This is a genomic window from Dermabacter jinjuensis (assembly GCF_902381725.1).
In the GTDB taxonomy this organism is placed as follows: domain Bacteria; phylum Actinomycetota; class Actinomycetes; order Actinomycetales; family Dermabacteraceae; genus Dermabacter; species Dermabacter hominis.
Map to the genome: position 1 here is coordinate 2,136,787 of NZ_LR698963.1, position 17,289 is coordinate 2,154,075.

The 17,289-nt window shown below is 63.3% G+C and carries 16 protein-coding genes; 1 reads left to right on the plus strand and 15 read right to left on the minus strand.

All coding sequences use genetic code 11. The features are described from left to right. Window positions 1–26: 26 nt before the first annotated feature. From FXY94_RS09480 to lysA, 15 genes are all read right to left on the minus strand, one after another. Window positions 27–944: a F0F1 ATP synthase subunit gamma gene (locus FXY94_RS09480; RefSeq protein ID WP_016664811.1), complete on the minus strand. Its 918-nt coding sequence runs from the start codon at window positions 942–944 to the stop codon at window positions 27–29. A gap of 44 nt (window positions 945–988) precedes the next feature. Next, window positions 989–2,617, minus strand: coding sequence for a F0F1 ATP synthase subunit alpha (gene atpA / locus FXY94_RS09485; protein ID WP_016664812.1), 1,629 nt, complete (start codon window positions 2,615–2,617; stop codon window positions 989–991). Window positions 2,618–2,688: 71 nt separating this feature from the next. Beyond that, window positions 2,689–3,501, minus strand: a complete 813-nt coding sequence (locus tag FXY94_RS09490; protein WP_016664813.1) for a F0F1 ATP synthase subunit delta — start codon at window positions 3,499–3,501, stop codon at window positions 2,689–2,691. A 14-nt stretch (window positions 3,502–3,515) separates the two neighbouring features. Beyond that, a complete protein-coding gene (locus FXY94_RS09495) occupies window positions 3,516–4,058 on the minus strand; it encodes a F0F1 ATP synthase subunit B (protein ID WP_016664814.1) in 543 nt (180 codons plus the stop codon). A gap of 12 nt (window positions 4,059–4,070) precedes the next feature. Further along, window positions 4,071–4,331, minus strand: coding sequence for an ATP synthase F0 subunit C (atpE, locus tag FXY94_RS09500; protein WP_276546606.1), 261 nt, complete (start codon window positions 4,329–4,331; stop codon window positions 4,071–4,073). Between the two features lie 64 nt (window positions 4,332–4,395). After that, complete coding sequence (gene atpB / locus FXY94_RS09505) at window positions 4,396–5,202, minus strand: F0F1 ATP synthase subunit A (protein WP_016664816.1); 807 nt, start codon at window positions 5,200–5,202, stop codon at window positions 4,396–4,398. Window positions 5,203–5,387: 185 nt separating this feature from the next. Then, entirely contained in the window at window positions 5,388–5,807 is a 420-nt protein-coding gene (locus FXY94_RS09510; RefSeq protein ID WP_016664817.1) for a hypothetical protein, read from the minus strand. Next, the gene (locus FXY94_RS09515; protein WP_016664818.1) at window positions 5,804–6,928 is read right to left on the minus strand and encodes a glycosyltransferase family 4 protein; all 1,125 of its coding nucleotides are present in this window, start codon (window positions 6,926–6,928) and stop codon (window positions 5,804–5,806) included. The genes FXY94_RS09510 and FXY94_RS09515 overlap by 4 nt, the downstream gene beginning before the upstream one ends. Beyond that, the gene (locus tag FXY94_RS09520) at window positions 6,925–7,668 is read right to left on the minus strand and encodes an L-threonylcarbamoyladenylate synthase (RefSeq protein ID WP_016664819.1); all 744 of its coding nucleotides are present in this window, start codon (window positions 7,666–7,668) and stop codon (window positions 6,925–6,927) included. Before FXY94_RS09520 ends, FXY94_RS09515 begins: the two co-directional genes overlap by 4 nt. Next, entirely contained in the window at window positions 7,665–8,612 is a 948-nt protein-coding gene (prmC, locus tag FXY94_RS09525) for a peptide chain release factor N(5)-glutamine methyltransferase (RefSeq protein WP_016664820.1), read from the minus strand. The genes FXY94_RS09520 and prmC overlap by 4 nt, the downstream gene beginning before the upstream one ends. A gap of 6 nt (window positions 8,613–8,618) precedes the next feature. After that, window positions 8,619–9,716 (minus strand): peptide chain release factor 1, encoded by a 1,098-nt coding sequence (prfA, locus tag FXY94_RS09530; RefSeq protein ID WP_016664821.1) that lies wholly within the window; start codon window positions 9,714–9,716, stop codon window positions 8,619–8,621. Window positions 9,717–9,820: 104 nt separating this feature from the next. Next, window positions 9,821–10,033, minus strand: coding sequence for a 50S ribosomal protein L31 (gene rpmE, locus FXY94_RS09535; RefSeq protein ID WP_016664822.1), 213 nt, complete (start codon window positions 10,031–10,033; stop codon window positions 9,821–9,823). A 147-nt stretch (window positions 10,034–10,180) separates the two neighbouring features. Continuing rightward, window positions 10,181–12,037, minus strand: coding sequence for a transcription termination factor Rho (gene rho, locus FXY94_RS09540; RefSeq protein ID WP_016664823.1), 1,857 nt, complete (start codon window positions 12,035–12,037; stop codon window positions 10,181–10,183). Between the two features lie 276 nt (window positions 12,038–12,313). Continuing rightward, on the minus strand, window positions 12,314–13,243 hold the full coding sequence (thrB, locus tag FXY94_RS09545; protein WP_016664824.1) for a homoserine kinase: 930 nt from the start codon (window positions 13,241–13,243) through the stop codon (window positions 12,314–12,316). 134 nt (window positions 13,244–13,377) lie between these two features. Then, on the minus strand, window positions 13,378–14,790 hold the full coding sequence (gene lysA, locus FXY94_RS09550) for a diaminopimelate decarboxylase (RefSeq protein ID WP_016664825.1): 1,413 nt from the start codon (window positions 14,788–14,790) through the stop codon (window positions 13,378–13,380). Window positions 14,791–14,953: 163 nt separating this feature from the next. Here lysA and FXY94_RS09555 point away from each other — a divergent pair, with 163 nt between their 5' ends. Further along, the gene (locus tag FXY94_RS09555) at window positions 14,954–17,212 is read left to right on the plus strand and encodes a bifunctional alpha,alpha-trehalose-phosphate synthase (UDP-forming)/trehalose-phosphatase (protein WP_016664826.1); all 2,259 of its coding nucleotides are present in this window, start codon (window positions 14,954–14,956) and stop codon (window positions 17,210–17,212) included. The last annotated feature ends 77 nt before the right edge of the window (window positions 17,213–17,289 follow it).

Sequence of the window (17,289 nt, forward strand, 5' to 3'; positions counted from 1 at the left end):
CTTCTACTCCAAATGTGCTTTCTCGCTCAGCGTTCTTTCCTGCCGGAGGCATTGAGGGCGTCCGCTCCGCCCACGATCTCCGTAATTTCTTGCGTGATCTCGGCCTGGCGAGCGGAGTTCGCAAGGCGAGTGAACTTCTGAATCTGCGTTTCCGCATTGTCGGTCGCGGTCTTCATCGCCTTCTGCCTGCTCGCGTGCTCCGACGCGATTGACTGCAGAAGGATATTGATGATGCGCGATTCAACGTACCGCGGCACGAGCTGCTCGAACACCTCATCGGCGCTCGGCGTGTACTCATACAGCGGGTACTGGCGGGTCAACCGGCTCTCGGCACCGTCGGCACTCAGCTGGAGCGGGACGAGGCGCACGACGTTCACATCCTGGCGGAAACGATTCGTGAACCGGTGCCCCACGACATACAGCTCATCGAGGTGCTCCTCGACCTCTTCCGCAAGGAGTGCCTCGCGAAAGAGCGCCGAGATTTCACGACCGAGCTTCGGAAGGTCTTCCTCTTTGACACCAATCCACGACTTTTCAGCGGGACGGTTGCGGAAGCGGTAGTACGAGTCGCCCTTGCGGCCAACGACGTACAGGACCGGCTGCTTGCCCTCTTCGCGCAGCTTATTCGTGAGGTGTTCGGCCTCGCGAATCGCGCTTGGCGAGTAGGAACCGGCCATGCCGCGATCCGAGGTAATGAGGAGAACACCGACGCGGTTGGAGAACGAGCGATCCGCTTCAAGGAACGGGTGGTTCGTCTCCTCCGCGTGCTGAACGACCGAGGCAATCGCGTCCGTAATCGCTTTCGCGTACGGGGTCGTGGCCTGCACGCGTGCGTGTGCCTTCGAGATTCGGGCAGCCGCGATCATTTCCTGGGCCTGGAAGATTTTCTTCATGCCCTTCGCGGAGCCGATCCGCTTCTTGTATTCCCTTTGCTGGGCTCCCATATCTCTCCCTCGTGACTAACGTTCTATTTCTCGAACATCCGCCACTACTTGGAGGACTTCAGGATCGACTCTTGCTCGATGTCCTCGTCTTCGATCACGCCGGTGTTGTCGTACACGGCATCCTTCTGCTTTGCAGCGAAGTAGTCGCGCTTGACGTTCTCGATCACGGTCTCGAGTTCCGCTTCGGTCTCCGGGGAGAACTTCTTGGTCTCGCGGATCGTTTCGAGGATCGTGCCGTTGTGGCGCAGGAACTCGTGCAGGCGCTCTTCGAACTCGAGGATCTCGTCAACTTCGATGTCGTCGAGCTTGCCGCGCGTGCCGGCCCAGATCGACACAACCTGCTCCTCCATGGGCATGGGGTTGGCCTGGCCCTGCTTGAGGAGCTCGGTCAGGCGAGCACCGCGCGCAAGCTGCTGCTTCGAAGCGGCATCGAGGTCCGAAGCGAACATCGCGAACGCCTCGAGGTCGCGGTACTGCGCGAGCGAGATCTTGAGGGTACCGGAGACGCCCTTCATGGCCTTGGTCTGAGCCGAGCCGCCGACGCGCGACACTGAGATGCCGACGTCCACGGCGGGGCGCTGGTTCGCGTTGAACAGGTCCGACTGGAGGAAGCACTGGCCGTCGGTGATCGAAATGACGTTGGTCGGAATGTAGGCCGAGACGTCGTTTGCCTTCGTTTCGATGATCGGGAGACCGGTCATCGAGCCACCGCCCATGTCGTCCGAGAGCTTTGCGCAGCGCTCGAGCAGACGTGAGTGGAGGAAGAAGACGTCGCCCGGGTATGCCTCGCGGCCCGGCGGACGGCGAAGAAGAAGCGACACGGCGCGGTAGGCCTCAGCCTGCTTTGACAGGTCGTCGAACACGATGAGGACGTGCTTGCCTTCATACATCCAGTGCTGGCCGATCGCCGAGCCCGCGTAGGGCGCGATGTACTTGAAGCCGGCTGGATCCGAAGCCGGGGCCGCAACGATGGTCGTGTATTCGAGCGCGCCGTTTTCCTCGAGGGTCGCACGCACTGAAGCGATCGTCGAGCCCTTCTGGCCGACGGCGACGTAGATGCAGCGCACCTGCTGTTCGGGGTCGCCCGATTCCCAGTTAGCCTTCTGATTGAGGATCGTATCGACCGCGATCGTGGTCTTACCGGTCTGGCGGTCGCCGATGATGAGCTGACGCTGGCCTCGACCGATCGGGGTCATCGAGTCAATGGCCTTGATGCCGGTCTGGAGAGGCTCCTTCACGCTCTTGCGCTGCATAACGCTGGGGGCCTGAAGTTCGAGGGCGCGGCGGCCGGTCGTCGCGATCTCGCCAAGGCCGTCGATCGGGCGGCCCATCGGGTCAACGACGCGGCCGAGGTAGCCGTCGCCAACGGGAACCGAAAGGACCTCCCCGGTGCGGCGCACCTCCTGCCCTTCCTCGATGCCGGTGAATTCACCGAGCACAACGACGCCGACCTCGCGAAGTTCGAGGTTAAGAGCGAGGCCAAGCGTGCCGTCCTCGAAGCGCACGAGTTCGTTTGCCATGAGGTTCGGCAGGCCCGAGACGCGTGCAATGCCGTCTGCTGATTCGGTGACGCGGCCGATTTCTTCGCGACCTGCGTTCTGGGGCTGGTAATTCGACACCGCAGTGTCGAGAGCGTCCCGGATGTCTTCGGGACGAATGGTGAGCTCGGCCATCGCGCTCCGCTTCCTTCTTGGTCATTCCCGGTGGTACCGGGAGGGGTGATACGTGTTCTCGTTGGTGATTCTTAGGCGGAAATGCGTTCGCGAGCATCGCGAACACGGCCGAAGATCGTGGCGTCGTAGAGGTCGTCGCCGATGGTGATGCGGAGGCCGCCAATCACGCTCGGGTCGATCTCGTAATTCAGGCTCAGCTCGCCGCCGTAACGGGCGGAGAGGATGCGCGTGAGGCGTTCCTGCTGCTCGGGGCTCAACGCGATCGCGCTCGTGACGACGCCGGAGCGGCGGTCGCGTTCGGCGCTCGCGAAGTTCGCGAACTCGAGCAGACGGGCGGGAACCTTGGCTTCGGGCTCGAAGCTCACCGCTTGCGCGGCGAGTGAGACGGTCGCCTTATCCACCTTGCCGCCCAGAAGACGTTCGGTGATCCCTACGCGCGCCGGAACGTCGTCGCGCTTAGAGTCGAATGCTTCGGACAGCTCAGGGGTGTCCTCGACGAGGCGCGCAACCTGAAAAAGTTCTTCTTCAACGGTGTGCGCCGTGCCGCGCCCTCGAGCTTCATCGAGAACGAGCGAAACACCCGCGAACTCGATGCCCTCGAGGAGGTGGTTTTGCTCGGACCACGTGCACCGCGAGGCCTCAAGAAGAACCTCGAGAGCGGCCTCGCTCACGCGGCCGCCAAAGAGGCGCCGCACGACATCGGCCTTGAGGTCCTCATCGCGACCGGGGTCGCTCAAGAGGCGCACGAGCTGGTTGCTCGAGTCAATGACGCGCACGGCTTCGAAGAGCTCGCTCGCGATCTCGGTGCTAGGGGTGTTCGCCGAGGTGGACTCCGCTGCGCGCCGTAGCACGCTCTGGAGCGACTTGGCGGAAACTCCGCGCATGTGCTGTGCCTTCCTTACTTCGCCGCCGTCGACGATTCGAGCTCGTCGAGGAACCGATCGATCACGCGGCGCGAACGCTCATCATCGGTGAGCGATTCGCCAACGATCTTCGAGGCGAGGGTACTCGCGAGCGAGCCAACCTCACCGCGAAGCTCGGCGCTTGCCTGCGCCTGTTCAGCTTCGATCTGCTGCTTGCCGAGCCCGATCATGCGTTCGGTCTCGAGGCTTGCGCGCGTACGTGCCTCTTCGATGATGCGAGTGCCCTCTTCGCGGGCCTTCTCGCGCATCTCTGCGGCTTCACGGCGTGCAGCAGCGAGTTCGCTTTCCTGCATTGCCTTGAGACGATCGGCCTCGTACTGGGCCTCCTCCGCCTTACGGATTCCTCCCTCGATCTTCGCTGCTCGCTCGTCGAGAACCCCGTTCATCTTCGGGAGCACGAACTTCATGAATACGAAGGCAAAGATGAGGATGAAGACGGCGCTCCAAATAATTTCGGGAACCTCGGGGATCAGCAAGGCGTACTTGCTGACCTTTCCTTCTCCACTTGCCAGATACATTCGGAATTAACCTCAGGAGAAGAGGAGGCCGGTCACAACCGCGAGGAGCGCGATGATCTCGACGAACGCCATGGCGATAAGCATCGTGGTCTGAAGCGAACCGCGGATCTCGGGCTGGCGCGCCATCGACTCGACGGTCTTAGCACCGATCAGGCCGAGGCCGAGGGCCGGGCCGAAAGCGGCGATGCCGTAGCTGAGCGAGGAGAGGTTGCCGTTGATTTCAGCGAGGATGGTGGTGCCCACGAGGGTATTCCTTTCAGTTTTCTGCCGCATTGCCGGGCAGGGTTTCGGTTGTGAGCCGAAGCTCGGGGTGGAAAATCGGAAAAATTTAGACGCCTTAGTGGCTTTCGCTCGTCGCCATGTTGATGTACACGGCTGACAGCGTAGTGAAGATAAAGGCCTGCAGAAGGGCAACGAAGATTTCGAAGCCGAAAATGCCGAGTGCGAAAGCCCCCGCGAAAGGGGTCGCGGCAATGAGCCACGTCCCTGAGAACAAGATCGCTTGCGTGAGGGAGATGAACACGACGAGCATCATGTGGCCCGCGACCATGTTGGCGAGAAGACGCACGGTGAGCGAGAACCAGCGCACGACGGCGAGCTGGAGGAACTCGATCGGGGCGAGCAGGATATACACGGGCTTCGGCACGCCCGGGGGCATCGTTTCGTGCTTGAAGTAGCCGAGGAAGCCGTGCTGCTTCATGCCGCAGTACACGTAGGTGCCGAAGGTCCACATCGCGAGGAGGAACGGCATGCCGATCACGGAGGTGCCCGCGAGGTTGAGACCCGGGGTCACGCCGGCAAGGTTCATCGCGAGAATGAGGAAGAAGAGCGTGTAGAGCATGGGAGCGAAGCGGCGCCCCTTTGCCTTACCGAGCACGGGCTCGATCGCATTGTCGCGAATGAAGCCCATGAAGAGCTCGAAGATGCTTTGGATGCGCCCCGGCACAACCTTGGCGCGTGAGGCGATCGCGTACGTGATCGCGAGGCATCCCACGACCACGATGAGGCGAATGAGCTGCACGCGGTTGAACTCAAACGGGGTGCCCGCAAAGAGAATCGCATCGGGGAAAAAGTCGGCGAGGGAAGGGGTGTGAAAATCCAGCCCACCTTCAGCGACAAGGCGCGAAGTTTCGCTAGGAATCAACTGCTCTTACTCCAGAGTTGTCGGCGTGCGTTTCGCGCGCCACGGGCATGGGACGATCTGTTCGAGGCGGCTTGGGCGCCGTGCACGTGCATTCAGCACCTGTGCAGGCTGCACCGCTATTCGCTCAGCATTCTGAATCAATATAACAGAGGACGAGACGGACTTTTGACTCAGTTCGGTGCCTCTTACACCTCAATTTTCGGGCGTGTTCGCGCAAGCAGCGCTCCTTCGACCGCAATCGGGGCGACGGCGCCGAAGAGAAGCGCAATTCCCACCCACGGCATTGAGAGCCATGTCTCCCCTTTGAGCAGGATGAGGCACAGGATGAGAGCAAGCATTTTGCCTCCCCACGTGCACGCAACCGTTCCGAGCATGATGAGCGGGCTCTGGGCGATACCCCAGTACGCGACGATGAGCGCTGGCAGCGTCACCACTAGAGAGAGAAGAGCACCGACGATCGCGCCGTTGCGGGCGAGCGGATCGAAGCCGATCCAGGCAACGAGCACAACGACGGCAGCGATGACGGCCCCCACGATCACCGCGCTCACGATCGCTTTTTGCACCAGTGCGTTGTTGTACGCGCGGTTCTTCTCTGCGGTGCTCATGCGGTTTTCTCCACGTCCTGGTTACGGCGAGCACGATGGAGTGCTCGCAGGGGGTCAAGCGTCACGACTATAGCGACGACGAGCGAGCCGATCCAAATAAACGAGGCTGTCTTCGCTTCGAAAAACACGGGCGCGAGCAGGCACAGCGACACGAGTGCCGTCCACGTGTACATGATGAGTACAGCGCCGAGTTTCGAGTGCCCCAGGTTCAAAAGGCGGTGGTGCAGGTGCCGACGGTCGGCATGAAACGGCGATTTCCCACTTCCCACGCGCCGGACAACCGCGAGCACCATATCGAGGGCTGGAAGGATCATCACACCCACGGGCATGAGGATCGGGAGAAGCTGGCCAAAGGCATCGGAGGGGGCGAGGCGAGCTGGATCGACCTGGCCCGTGACGGCGATGGTTGCCGAGACCAACAAGAGACCGAGAAAGAGGGCTCCCGAATCCCCCATGAAGATGCGTGCTTTGGAAAAGTTGTGAGGCAGGAACCCAAGGCACGCCCCGATCATGACCGCAGTGATGAGAGCCGCCATCGAGGAGTAGTCGGTGGAGGAAACGTCTCGCGTGAGGAGGTAGGCGTAAATGAAGAAGGCCACTCCGCCGATCGCCATGACTCCGGAGGCGAGGCCGTCGAGCCCATCGATGAAGTTCACGGCGTTCATCGCTGCCACAATCACAATGACGGTCAAGATGAGCGATGAGCGAGCGGAAATGAGCGTGAGGCCACCGATCGGGAGGGTCCTGAGTTGCACTCCTTGCGAGGCAACGAAGAGCGCGATGAGCACTTGACCGGCGAGCTTCGTCAGCCAATCGAGGTCGAATTTGTCGTCGAGGCCGCCAAGCAGGCATATGAGCCCACCCGCGATGAGGATCGACCACACCTTGAACGAGCCCCGAAAGATCGGTTCGAGGAAGGGCACGTTCGAGGCAAGAAGCATCGCGACCGCGACCCCCGCGAACATCGCTACTCCACCGAGACGCGGTGTCACGTCCCTGTGCACATCGCGTTCACGAACGGCGGTCATTGCACCGATGCGCCGTGCAACGACGCGCGCCGCGGGCGTCACGAGATAGGTGACGGCCGCTGCGATGAGCAGGAGAAAGAGGTAAACCCTCAAGCGTCAGCCTTATCCTCGCCGGCAGGTGACTGTTCTTGGGGTGCCTCGGCCCCCTCGCCTTCTCGTTCGTCTTCGGGTCTTACGGGCTTTTCGGGGGTGAAAATCTCGCCGAACTTCGCGACGATCTCCTCTTCGCTCAGTGCGCCGCGACGGAGGATTTCGGGCGGATTCACGGTCGCGTCGATGATCGTGGAGGACTCGCCGATGCGACTCTTGCCGCCATCGACGTACACCTCAACCGCGTCGCCGAGTTGCACGGCCGCATCCATGACGCTCTTGGCGGCATCGCCGCCGTGCTTGTTCGCGCTCGAAACGGCGAGCGGTCCCGTTTTCTTGAGCAGTGCAATTGCGGCCTCGTGATCGGGCATCCGCAACGCGACGGTGCCTTTGGTGTTGCCGAGGTCCCAGTGCAAAGACGGCTGGGCTTTAACGATCACCGTGAGCGCGCCGGGCCAGTATTCCTCGACGAGGTCTTCGATGATCGGCGGAATATCGAACCCGAGCGCGTGCATGACATTCGGGTCGCCGATGAGTACGGGCGGCGGGAATTCGCGGCCTCGCCCCTTCGCGTCGAGGAGCGCCTGTACGGCGTCTTCATTAAAGGCGTCGGCGCCGATGCCGTACACGGTGTCGGTCGGCAAAACGATCAGTTTGCCATCCTTGACCGCGGTGGCAGCAGCCTCAAGGGCTTCGTCACGCGTGGATTCGTCGGTGTAGTCGTATACGCTCACGTGCGTCATTCTCTCACTTGTTGTGCTGCGCGCGCCACGAGGAAGCGGTCGCGTCCCGTGAGGTCGCGCGTGGTCTCAATCGTGTCAAAACTCTGTGTCTCTGCGGCGAGGGCCCGCGTCGGCGCTCCCTGGCTTTCGTCGTGCTCCATGATGAGCAGGCCTCGTGGCCGCAGCACGCGCGCGGCAAGGTTGATCACGGCGCGAGGAACGTCGAGGCCGCTCTCCCCTCCCCCGAACAATGCTTCGTGCGGGTCGTACTCGCGCACCTCGGCCTCGGCGGGAATCGCGCGCGCGGGAATATAGGGCGGGTTCGCGAGGATGAGGTCGAGCGGACGCTCAGGAATGTGCGTGTCGATGAAACCGTCGAGCCCAGTGAGACCGGTGGGCAGTTCGGCCTGAAAGACGCGGAAGCGCCCCAGCCCGGCTGCTGCGCAGTTGCGCTGCGCAAGTTCCACGGCACGCGGGTTCACGTCGAACGCGCTCACGCGGGCGGCGGGGAATTCGTCAAGGAGCGCTGCGGCGAGGGTCCCACTTCCGGTGCAGGCATCGAGGGCGTGCAGTGGGTCCGACGCTTGCCGGCCTTCCTCGCGCACCCAGTCGTGGGCGATGTCGAGTGCCGTTTCGGTCTCGGGCCGCGGGATGAACACGCCGCGGGCGGTCTCGAGTGTGAGATGCCGAAAGGGGGCTTGTCCGAGGATCAGCTGAAGGGGCTCGCGCTTTTCGCGTCGCGCGAGGATCGCCTCGACGTCCGCCTCGAAAGTCTCGGGGAGCTGGTCGAGGAGCACGAGGGAAGTCTCGGCCTGCGCTGCATGGAGAACGATGAGCCGCGCTTCGGCTTCGGCTGAAGCGATGCCGGCCGCGTGAAGCCGCGCGCGTGCTCCTCGGCGTGCGAGCGCCACTCGCTGCGAAACGCTCAGGCCGTTGTGTGCAGCGGGGGCACGGTGTTCGTTCACGTGCTCTTACTCGTTCGAACCCGCGGCGGCGAGCATCGCTTCACGGTCGGCATCCATGAGCGATTTTACGACCGGATCGAGTTCGCCGTTGAGCACCTGATCGAGGTTATTCGCCTTGTACCCGGTGCGGTGATCGGCGATGCGATTTTCGGGGAAGTTGTAGGTCCGGATGCGCTCGGAGCGATCCACGGTGCGCACCTGGGAGCGGCGCGTCGCCGAGGCTTCCGCTTCCTGCTCAGCGTGTACGGCATCGAGCAGGCGCGAGCGGAGGATGCGCATCGCCTGCTCCTTGTTTTGGAGCTGGCTCTTTTCGTTCTGACAGCTCACGACGAGTCCCGTAGGCAGGTGCGTAATGCGAACGGCCGAGTCGGTCGTGTTCACACTCTGGCCACCGGGGCCGGAGGAACGATAGACGTCGATGCGAAGATTGTTCGGGTGTAGCTGTTCGGCGAGGAACTCGTCTTCATCTGCCTCATCGGCTTCGGGGACGACGAGGACACCGACGGCCGAGGTGTGAATGCGCCCCTGCGACTCGGTCACGGGCACGCGCTGCACACGGTGCACACCGCCTTCGTACTTGAGGTGAGCCCACACGCCTTCCGCAGGGCCGACGTTGCCTCGCGTGCGGATCGACATCGCGAGGTCTTTGTAGCCACCGAGATCCGATTCGGTCTCCGTGATGATTTCGGTGCTCCAGCCATTCTTCGTCGCGTACGCCTCGTACATGCGCACGAGATCCGCGGCAAAGAGCGCGGACTCATCGCCACCCGCACCGGCCTTGACCTCGAGGATCACGTCACGAGCATCGTTGGGATCGCGCGGGGCAAGCAGCTCTTCGAGCTTCGCCGTGAGATCCTCACGCGTGCGTTCGAGAGCGTCAGCTTCCTCCGCCATCGAGGGGTCCTCTTCGGCGAATTCGAGAGCGGTTTCGAGATCCTCGCCTGCCGTGAGCCATTCGCGGTACGTGCTGACCACGGGCCCGAGTTCGGCGTAGCGGCGCCCCACTCGCTTAGCCTTGTTGTGGTCATTATGGAGGGACGGGTCGGCCATTTGCTGCTCGAGGGCCGAGTATTCGTCAACGAGCGAGGACACGTTCTCAAACATGAGGGTCTTTCTTGGCGTGGTGGGGCGGGCGTGGATGTTTTACGTACGCGAAAGCGGCGCCGGCATCCCACATGGAGGCGGGGTGCCGACGCCGCTTTGAAAAGCTACTTCTTGCGCTTGCCGTAGCGCGCTTCGAAGCGGGCCACGCGGCCACCGGTGTCAAGAATCTTCTGCTTACCGGTGTAGAACGGGTGGCAAGCCGAGCACACTTCGGAGTTGATCTTTCCGTCGGCTTTCGTGCTGCGCGTCACGAACGTGTTGCCACAGGTGCAGGTCACCGTGGTCTCCACGTATTCGGGGTGAATCCCCTTCTTCATGTGATGTCTCCTTTTCGATCATGGCCGCTGGGTCGGCGCCGAGGTGCGGGCCGTGAACCAGAACCGTCGTTTAGTTTCCCACGAATGGGCGTGCGAGCTCCAGTGCGCTGCCTGTAACTCTGCTTACAGACCCTGCTCGGAGCGGCGCTATTCGCTCTGGCGAGGAACGCTCGGGGTCGTCTTCGAAACGGCGAGAAGGAATTCGCTGTTCGACTGCGACTTCTTGAGGCGCTCGAGAAGAAGTTCAATCGCCTGCTGCTGTTCGAGCTGGCCGAGCACGCGGCGAAGCTTCCACATGATGGCGAGCTCCTCGTTACCCATGAGCTCTTCTTCGCGACGCGTTCCCGAGGCATTGACGTCAACGGCCGGGAAGATGCGGCGCTCAGCGAGCTTGCGGTCGAGCTTGAGCTCCCAGTTGCCGGTGCCCTTGAACTCTTCGAAGATCACTTCGTCCATCTTCGATCCCGTGTCCACGAGGGCTGTGGCGAGGATCGTGAGCGAGCCGCCATTTTCGACGTTGCGAGCCGCGCCAAAGAAACGCTTAGGCGGGTAAAGCGCCGAGGAATCGACACCACCGGAAAGGATCCGGCCCGAGGCGGGCGCCGCAAGGTTGTAGGCACGGCCGAGGCGCGTGATCGAGTCAAGGAGCACGACGACGTCGCGCCCCATTTCCACGAGGCGCTTCGCGCGCTCAATCGCGAGCTCGGCGACGGTCGTGTGGTCGTCGGCGGGGCGATCGAAGGTCGAGGCGATGACCTCGCCCTTGACCGTGCGCTGCATGTCGGTGACTTCCTCGGGGCGCTCGTCCACGAGAACAACCATGAGGTGAACCTCGGGGTTGTTCTGCGTGATCGCATCGGCGACCTGCTGGAGGATGATGGTCTTACCCGCCTTCGGAGGCGCGACGATGAGGCCACGCTGGCCCTTGCCAACGGGGGCAACAAGGTCAATGATGCGCGGCGTGAAATTCGTGGCCTTGTTCTCGAGACGAAGGCACGTATCGGGGTACAGCGGCGTGAGCTTGTTGAACTCGACGCGCGCCTTAGCCTTCTCGGGAGTCATTCCGTTGACGGTGTCGACGCTTACGAGCGCCGCAAACTTCGAGTGGCGGTTGTTGTTGCGCCCGCGCCCGCGGCCTCCACCACCGTGGTGGAAATCCTGCTGGCGCTGCTGTTCCTCGCCGTCCTTCGGCGCCTTGACCTGGCCGACGATCGCATCGCCCTTGCGCAGGCCGTACTTGCGCACCTGGTTCATCGACACGTAGATGTCGCTCGGGCCGGGCAGGTAGCCGGTCGTGCGCACAAACGCGTAGTTGTCGCGAATGTCGAGAATGCCCGCGACCTTGACGAGGACGTCGTCTTCGTGGATCTGCGGCTCGCCGTTATTGTCGTTGTCGCGACGGTTGCGGTTGCGGTTGCGGTCTCGTCCGCGCGAGCGGCGGCTACGGCGATCGTTGTTGTTGTCGTCGCTGTCGTTGCCGGAGCGGTTGTTGCGACCGTCGCGGCGGCCTTCGCCATCGCGGTTCTTCTGGTCGCCCTGCTTGGTATCGCGGCCTTTATCGTTGCCGCGCTCGCGGCGGTCAGGGCGCTCCCCCTTGCGGCGATCGCGCGTGGTTTCTGAATCGGGAAGCTCGATGTCTTCGACCCGACGCGGGCGCTCGCCGCGGCGACGCTCTGCGCGTTCGTTGCTATCACCGGTGGATTCGGTGTTGCGCTCCTGTGCATCGCCGCGCTCCTGATCCTCGCTGCGATTGCGGGAGCGCGAAGGCTTCTGTGCCGTCTCAGCGCTCTGAGGAGCGGGAGCCGCGGGCGCGTCGTCGGAGGGGCTCGTCTTTTCGGTACGCGCGGCGGGGGCCGACGGTGCCTTGCCCGTACGGATTGCCTCGATCAGCTCGCCTTTGCGGAGCTTGCGCACGCCGCGGATGCCCATGGAAGTCGCGATGGCCTGAAGCTCAGGGAGCCTCTTTGCCGAAAGCTCGGCGGCGTCAGTGTAGTTGTCGTTCACCCGGGGTCCTTTCTGAGGTGTGTGTCCCGTGGTTGTACTCAGTTTCGTGAGATGACCGTGCTTTTTCGGGGAAAAACGCGCACTCGGGCACTGGGGCGGGAGGCTCGTGTGCTTCACGCCGAAATAGGGGCACCGGTCGGTGTGAGGAATGCTCGACCATCATGAGATGGTTCTCTTCTGCGAGCGCCTACCGCCGAGGGAAGGATTGTGGCTTTGCGCGGGGCGGTTTGCCAGCCTTCAACGGGGGCGGGGCCACGTTCGCGTGGCCGAGCACCCTCACGATAACACAGTGTGGATGCCCTCTCGTGCAAGCGGCACGCGCGCGAGGCGCCAGTCGTCGGGCTCTTCGACGACTTCGCGGACGATGCGCGCGATGTCGTCCGGTGCGTCGATAGGGATCAGCACCGTCGGCCCCGCCCCCGAAATCACGGCGGGAACGCCCTGCGAGCGCAGCACGTGGACGAGGCCCACGCTCTGGGGCATATGGGCGCTGCGTTCATCCTGATGGAGGCGGTCTGCCGTAGCCGCGAACAGGCGTGAGGGGTCTTCCGCAAGAGCGTGCACGAGAAGAGCGGCACGGGCGATGTTGTGGGTCGCGTCCCGGCGGCGCACCTCGGGGCTCAGTATCGCGCGAGCCGTGGTCGTCGAAAGCGTGCGGTTCGGGCACATGATGAGGGGGCGCAGAACGGGTCGACCGTCGGCAGCATTGGCGACGCGCACGCGCACGGTGTGGGGATTTTCGCCATCCATATAGCTAAGGCACACGCCGCCGTGGATAACGGCGGCGACACTATCGGGATGCCCCTCGATCGATGTTGCGATCTCGAGCATTGCGCGTTCGTCGAGCGCATTCGGTTCCTGAATTATGGCTCTCGCGAGGGCAATGCCGCCCACGATCGCCGCGGCGCTCGAGCCGAGCCCTGCGCCCTGGGGAATGACATTCGTGCACGTAAGCCGCACGCCGATCTGGGGCGCGCCGACCCATTCGAGGCTTTCGCGCAGCGTGCGCACGATGAGATTGGTATCGTCGGTGGGCAGCTCACCGGCTCCCTCGCCGCGAATGGTGACCTCGGTTTCCCCGGTGGTGACCTCAAGCGTGTAACGGTCACGAAGCTCGAGGGCGAGGGCGAGGCTGTCGAAGCCCGGGCCGAGGTTGGCGCTCGTCGCGCACGGCTGTACCGTGACGCGTTCTCTCGCGATTCTCACACTTCCCTCTCTTGCGCGCGGTGGTGCTCGCGGCGCTTCGCTTACTCACTCGCACGGGCTTATCGCGTGCGTGCATCACCTCAAGCGTAGCGAGTGTCGGGGACGAGGGCCCGACGCTGTCCTCTCCCCTACCGTTACCCCAGGTCGCGCGCGAGCAGGTCCTCGAGAGTTTCGCGGCGGATCATCTCGCTCACCTCGCCGTCTTTGACGGAGACGACGGCGGGCTTCAACGCACAGTTGTAGTTAGAGGCGAGCGCGTAGCAGTAGGCACCCGTGACGGGCACGGAGATGAGATCTCCTCGCTTCACGTCCGCGGGCAGGTATTCATCTTTCACGACAATGTCGCCACTTTCACAGTGTTTGCCGACGACGCGCACAACGCGAGGCTCGACCTCGGAGGTGCGATTGGACAGCAGGCACGAGTAGTCAGCGTCGTAGAGGGCTGTACGGATGTTGTCACTCATGCCCCCGTCGATCGAGACGTAGAGGCGCTGTTGCCCGGCGCCGAGCTCGACATCCTTGAGCGTTCCCACCGTGTAGAGCGTTTGGGTCGAAGGGCCAGCGATCGCGCGACCCGGCTCGAAGCCGAGCCTTGGGATCTCCAGCTGAAGTGCGCGGCAGGAGTTTTCGACGATCGCGGCGAGCTGCTCAGCCAGTTGCTCGGCCGTTCGGGGCGTGTTTTGGGTTGTGTACATCACCCCGAAGCCGCCGCCGAGAACGATGTGGGTAAGAGGGCGTCCGATCGCCTCGCGCCCTTCCTTCGCGAGGGTGAGCACGCGCCTCGCCGCGACCTCGAAGCCGTTGGTATCGAAGATCTGCGAGCCGATGTGCGAATGCAGGCCCTCGAGCCTGAGCGCGTCCGCGGCCTCGACGCGACGGATCGCCTCGAGTGCGTCCCCCGTCGTAATCGATATGCCAAACTTCTGATCCTCGTGCGCGGTCGAGATGAACTCGTGTGTGTGGGCTTCAACTCCCGAAGTCACGCGCAACAGCACCGGCTGGGAGGCCCCTAGGCGAGCGGCAATGGCATTAAGGCGGTCGATCTCGTCGAGAGAATCGATCACGATGCGTCCAACTCTGGTCTCGATGGCGAGGGTGAGCTCAGCATCGCTCTTGTTGTTTCCGTGGAAGGTGAGGCGGCTGGCGTCGGACCCCGCGCGCAGCGCGATCGCGAGTTCCCCACCCGAGCACACGTCTAACCCGAGCCCCTCCTCGCGTACCCACCGCGCGACCGCCATGGAGAGGAAGGCCTTGCTCGCGTAGCTCATGTCCACCCCGGCGAGCGGTGCGAAAGCCTTCTCGAACGTTGCGCGGAAGAGCCTCGCGCGGGAGCGGAAATCCTCTTCGTCGATCACGAAGGTGGGCGTACCGAACCGCTCCTTAATCTCGCCCACGCCAACGCCCGCGATCTCGACCTCGCCGCTTTCGTTGCGCGTCGTCTTCTCGCTCCAGAGCCCGTCGATCAGGTGGTTGACGTCGCTCGGGTAGGGCAACCACTGGGGAACGAGATCGTTCCCGTGGAGGGCTCCCGCCTCGTGTGCGCGCATGTCTACTCCTTGCTCTAGGGGACATTCGTTGGCCAAAACCCTAGGTCGAGGCCCCGCGGCTCCGAGGTCGTGTCCACGTGCAAAGACGAACGCCTTTACATAAGCATCCATCCGGGATTGGTAGCGTCAGGAGGTGAAGCACGCGCCTCGGAAAAGGAGCATCATGTCCCGCGCATCCCTCGTTGTCGTCGCCAATCGCCTCCCGGTCGATCGCAAAACGGCTCCCGATGGTTCGACCGAGTGGGTCACGAGCCCGGGCGGTCTCGTCACTGCGATGGAGTCGGTCATGCGCAACGCGGAATCGGCCGCGTGGGTTGGCTGGGCCGGCGGCGCAGGTGAAGACATCGATCCGTTCGACATCGACACCATGCATCTCGTGCCCGTGCCCCTCACGGCCGAAGAAGTCGAAAAATACTACGAGGGCTTCTCGAACGACACGCTGTGGCCGCTCTACCACGACGTGATCGCCGACCCGAACTTTCACCGCACCTGGTGGGACGTCTACGTCGAGGCGAACCGGAAGTTCGCGAAGGCCGCTGCCGCCGCAACGGCCGAGGGTGGCACGATCTGGGTGCACGACTACCAGCTACAACTGGTTCCCGAGATGATCCGCAGCCTCCGCCCGGACGTGACGATCGGCTGGTTCAACCACATTCCCTTCCCCCCGTTCGAGCTTTTCGCGCAGCTGCCAAAGCGAGACTCGGTTTTGCGGGGTCTGCTCGGCGCGGATCTGCTCGGCTTCCAGCGCGAGCGGGATGCCATCAACTTCACGACGTGTGTGCGGCAGATCCTCGGCTACCGCGCGAACGAGCACCAGATCATCGTCCCGGGCCTCGGCCTTGAAGACGACCGGACGGTCGAAGCGCGCTGCTTCCCGATCTCCATTGACGTGAGCGTGTACGACGAGCTCACGAAGGACCCGGCTGTGCTCGCGCGGGCGAAGGAAATTCGCGAGCAGCTCGGCAACCCGAAGAAGGTTGTGCTCGGCGTGGATCGCCTCGATTACACGAAAGGCATCCGCCACCGCCTCAAGGCCTACGGCGAGCTCCTCAACGACGGCGCGATCGACCCGCACGAGGTCACGATGATCCAGGTCGCGACCCCCTCGCGCGAGAGGGTCGACGCCTATAAGCAGCTGCGCGATGAGATCGAGCTGACCGTCGGCCGTCTCAACGGTGACTTCGCCCCGATTGGCCGCCCCGCCATCTCGTACATGCACCGCACGTTCCCCCGCACCGACATGACCGCGCTGTACATGTGCGCGGACGTGGTGCTCGTGACGAGCCTTCGCGACGGCATGAACCTCGTGGCGAAGGAATACATCGCCTCGCGCATCGATGAGCGCGGCGTTCTCGTGCTTTCGGAGTTCACGGGCGCCGCCGATGAGCTTCGCGCCGCGACCCTCGTGAACCCACACGACATTGACGAGCTCAAATCGGCGATCCTCCACGCGCTCGCGATGAGCGAGGAGGAGCAGCAAGACAACATGCGTTCGCTTCGCCGCCAGGTGTTTGATCACGACGTGCAGCGGTGGGCAGCTGACTTCCTCGAATCACTCGAGCGCATGGGCGGGAATCGCAGTGCGGAAGCCAGGAAGGCTCCGGCTCGCCCCACTCTCAGTGCCGACACTTGCCCACCTCGCGCCGAGCTCGATTCTGCACTCGAGTCTTTCGCAGCAACGCCGCGCGTGCTGGTCGCTTCGGATTTCGACGGAGTTCTCGCACCGATCGTGGCGAACCGCGATGAGGCGCGCGCCCTTCCCGAATCGCTTCAGGCGCTTCGCTCCCTTTCGGGCCTCGACGGCACGAACGTTGCCCTCGTATCGGGCCGTTCTCTCGAAGATCTCGATTCGCTCACGGAAATGCCGAGTTCGGTTGTGCTGATTGGCTCGCACGGTGCCGAGGTGGGGGCGCTTCCCGAGAGCATGGATGCGGGCATTCTCGATTCCTCGTCGCTCTCGATGACGGATGAGCGCCGCTCGCAGCTGGAGACCATCACGGCGGCTCTCGAGCGGATTTCCCGCAAGTACCCGGGTACCGAGGTAGAGAAAAAGCCCACGGCCGCCGTGCTCCACACGCGCAACGCGAAGGGCCGCGGCGCCGCGAACGCGACCGAAGAAGCCCTCGAGTATGCACGCTCGATCCGCCACGCAAAGGTCACGCCAGGAAAGGCCGTGGTGGAGTTCTCGGTGATCCCCGCGACGAAGGGCGAAGCGATCGAAGCGCTTGCCCGTGCGTGTGCGTGCGACGCGTGGCTCTACCTGGGCGATGATGTGACCGACGAGTCCGTGTTCCACCGCGCCAGCGAAAGCGACCTCACCATCAAGGTGGGCGGCGGCGAGACCGCGGCGAGCTTCCGCATCGCCGATCCCGAAGAGGTGAAGGAGCTGCTCGCGCAGCTGCTTGCGAAGCGTGCGGAGTAAGGCGGGCGTGACACTTTAGGGCCTAAAGTGTCACCGCCGAAGCGTTCGTGAAACTTTAGGCCTCAAGGTTTCACCTT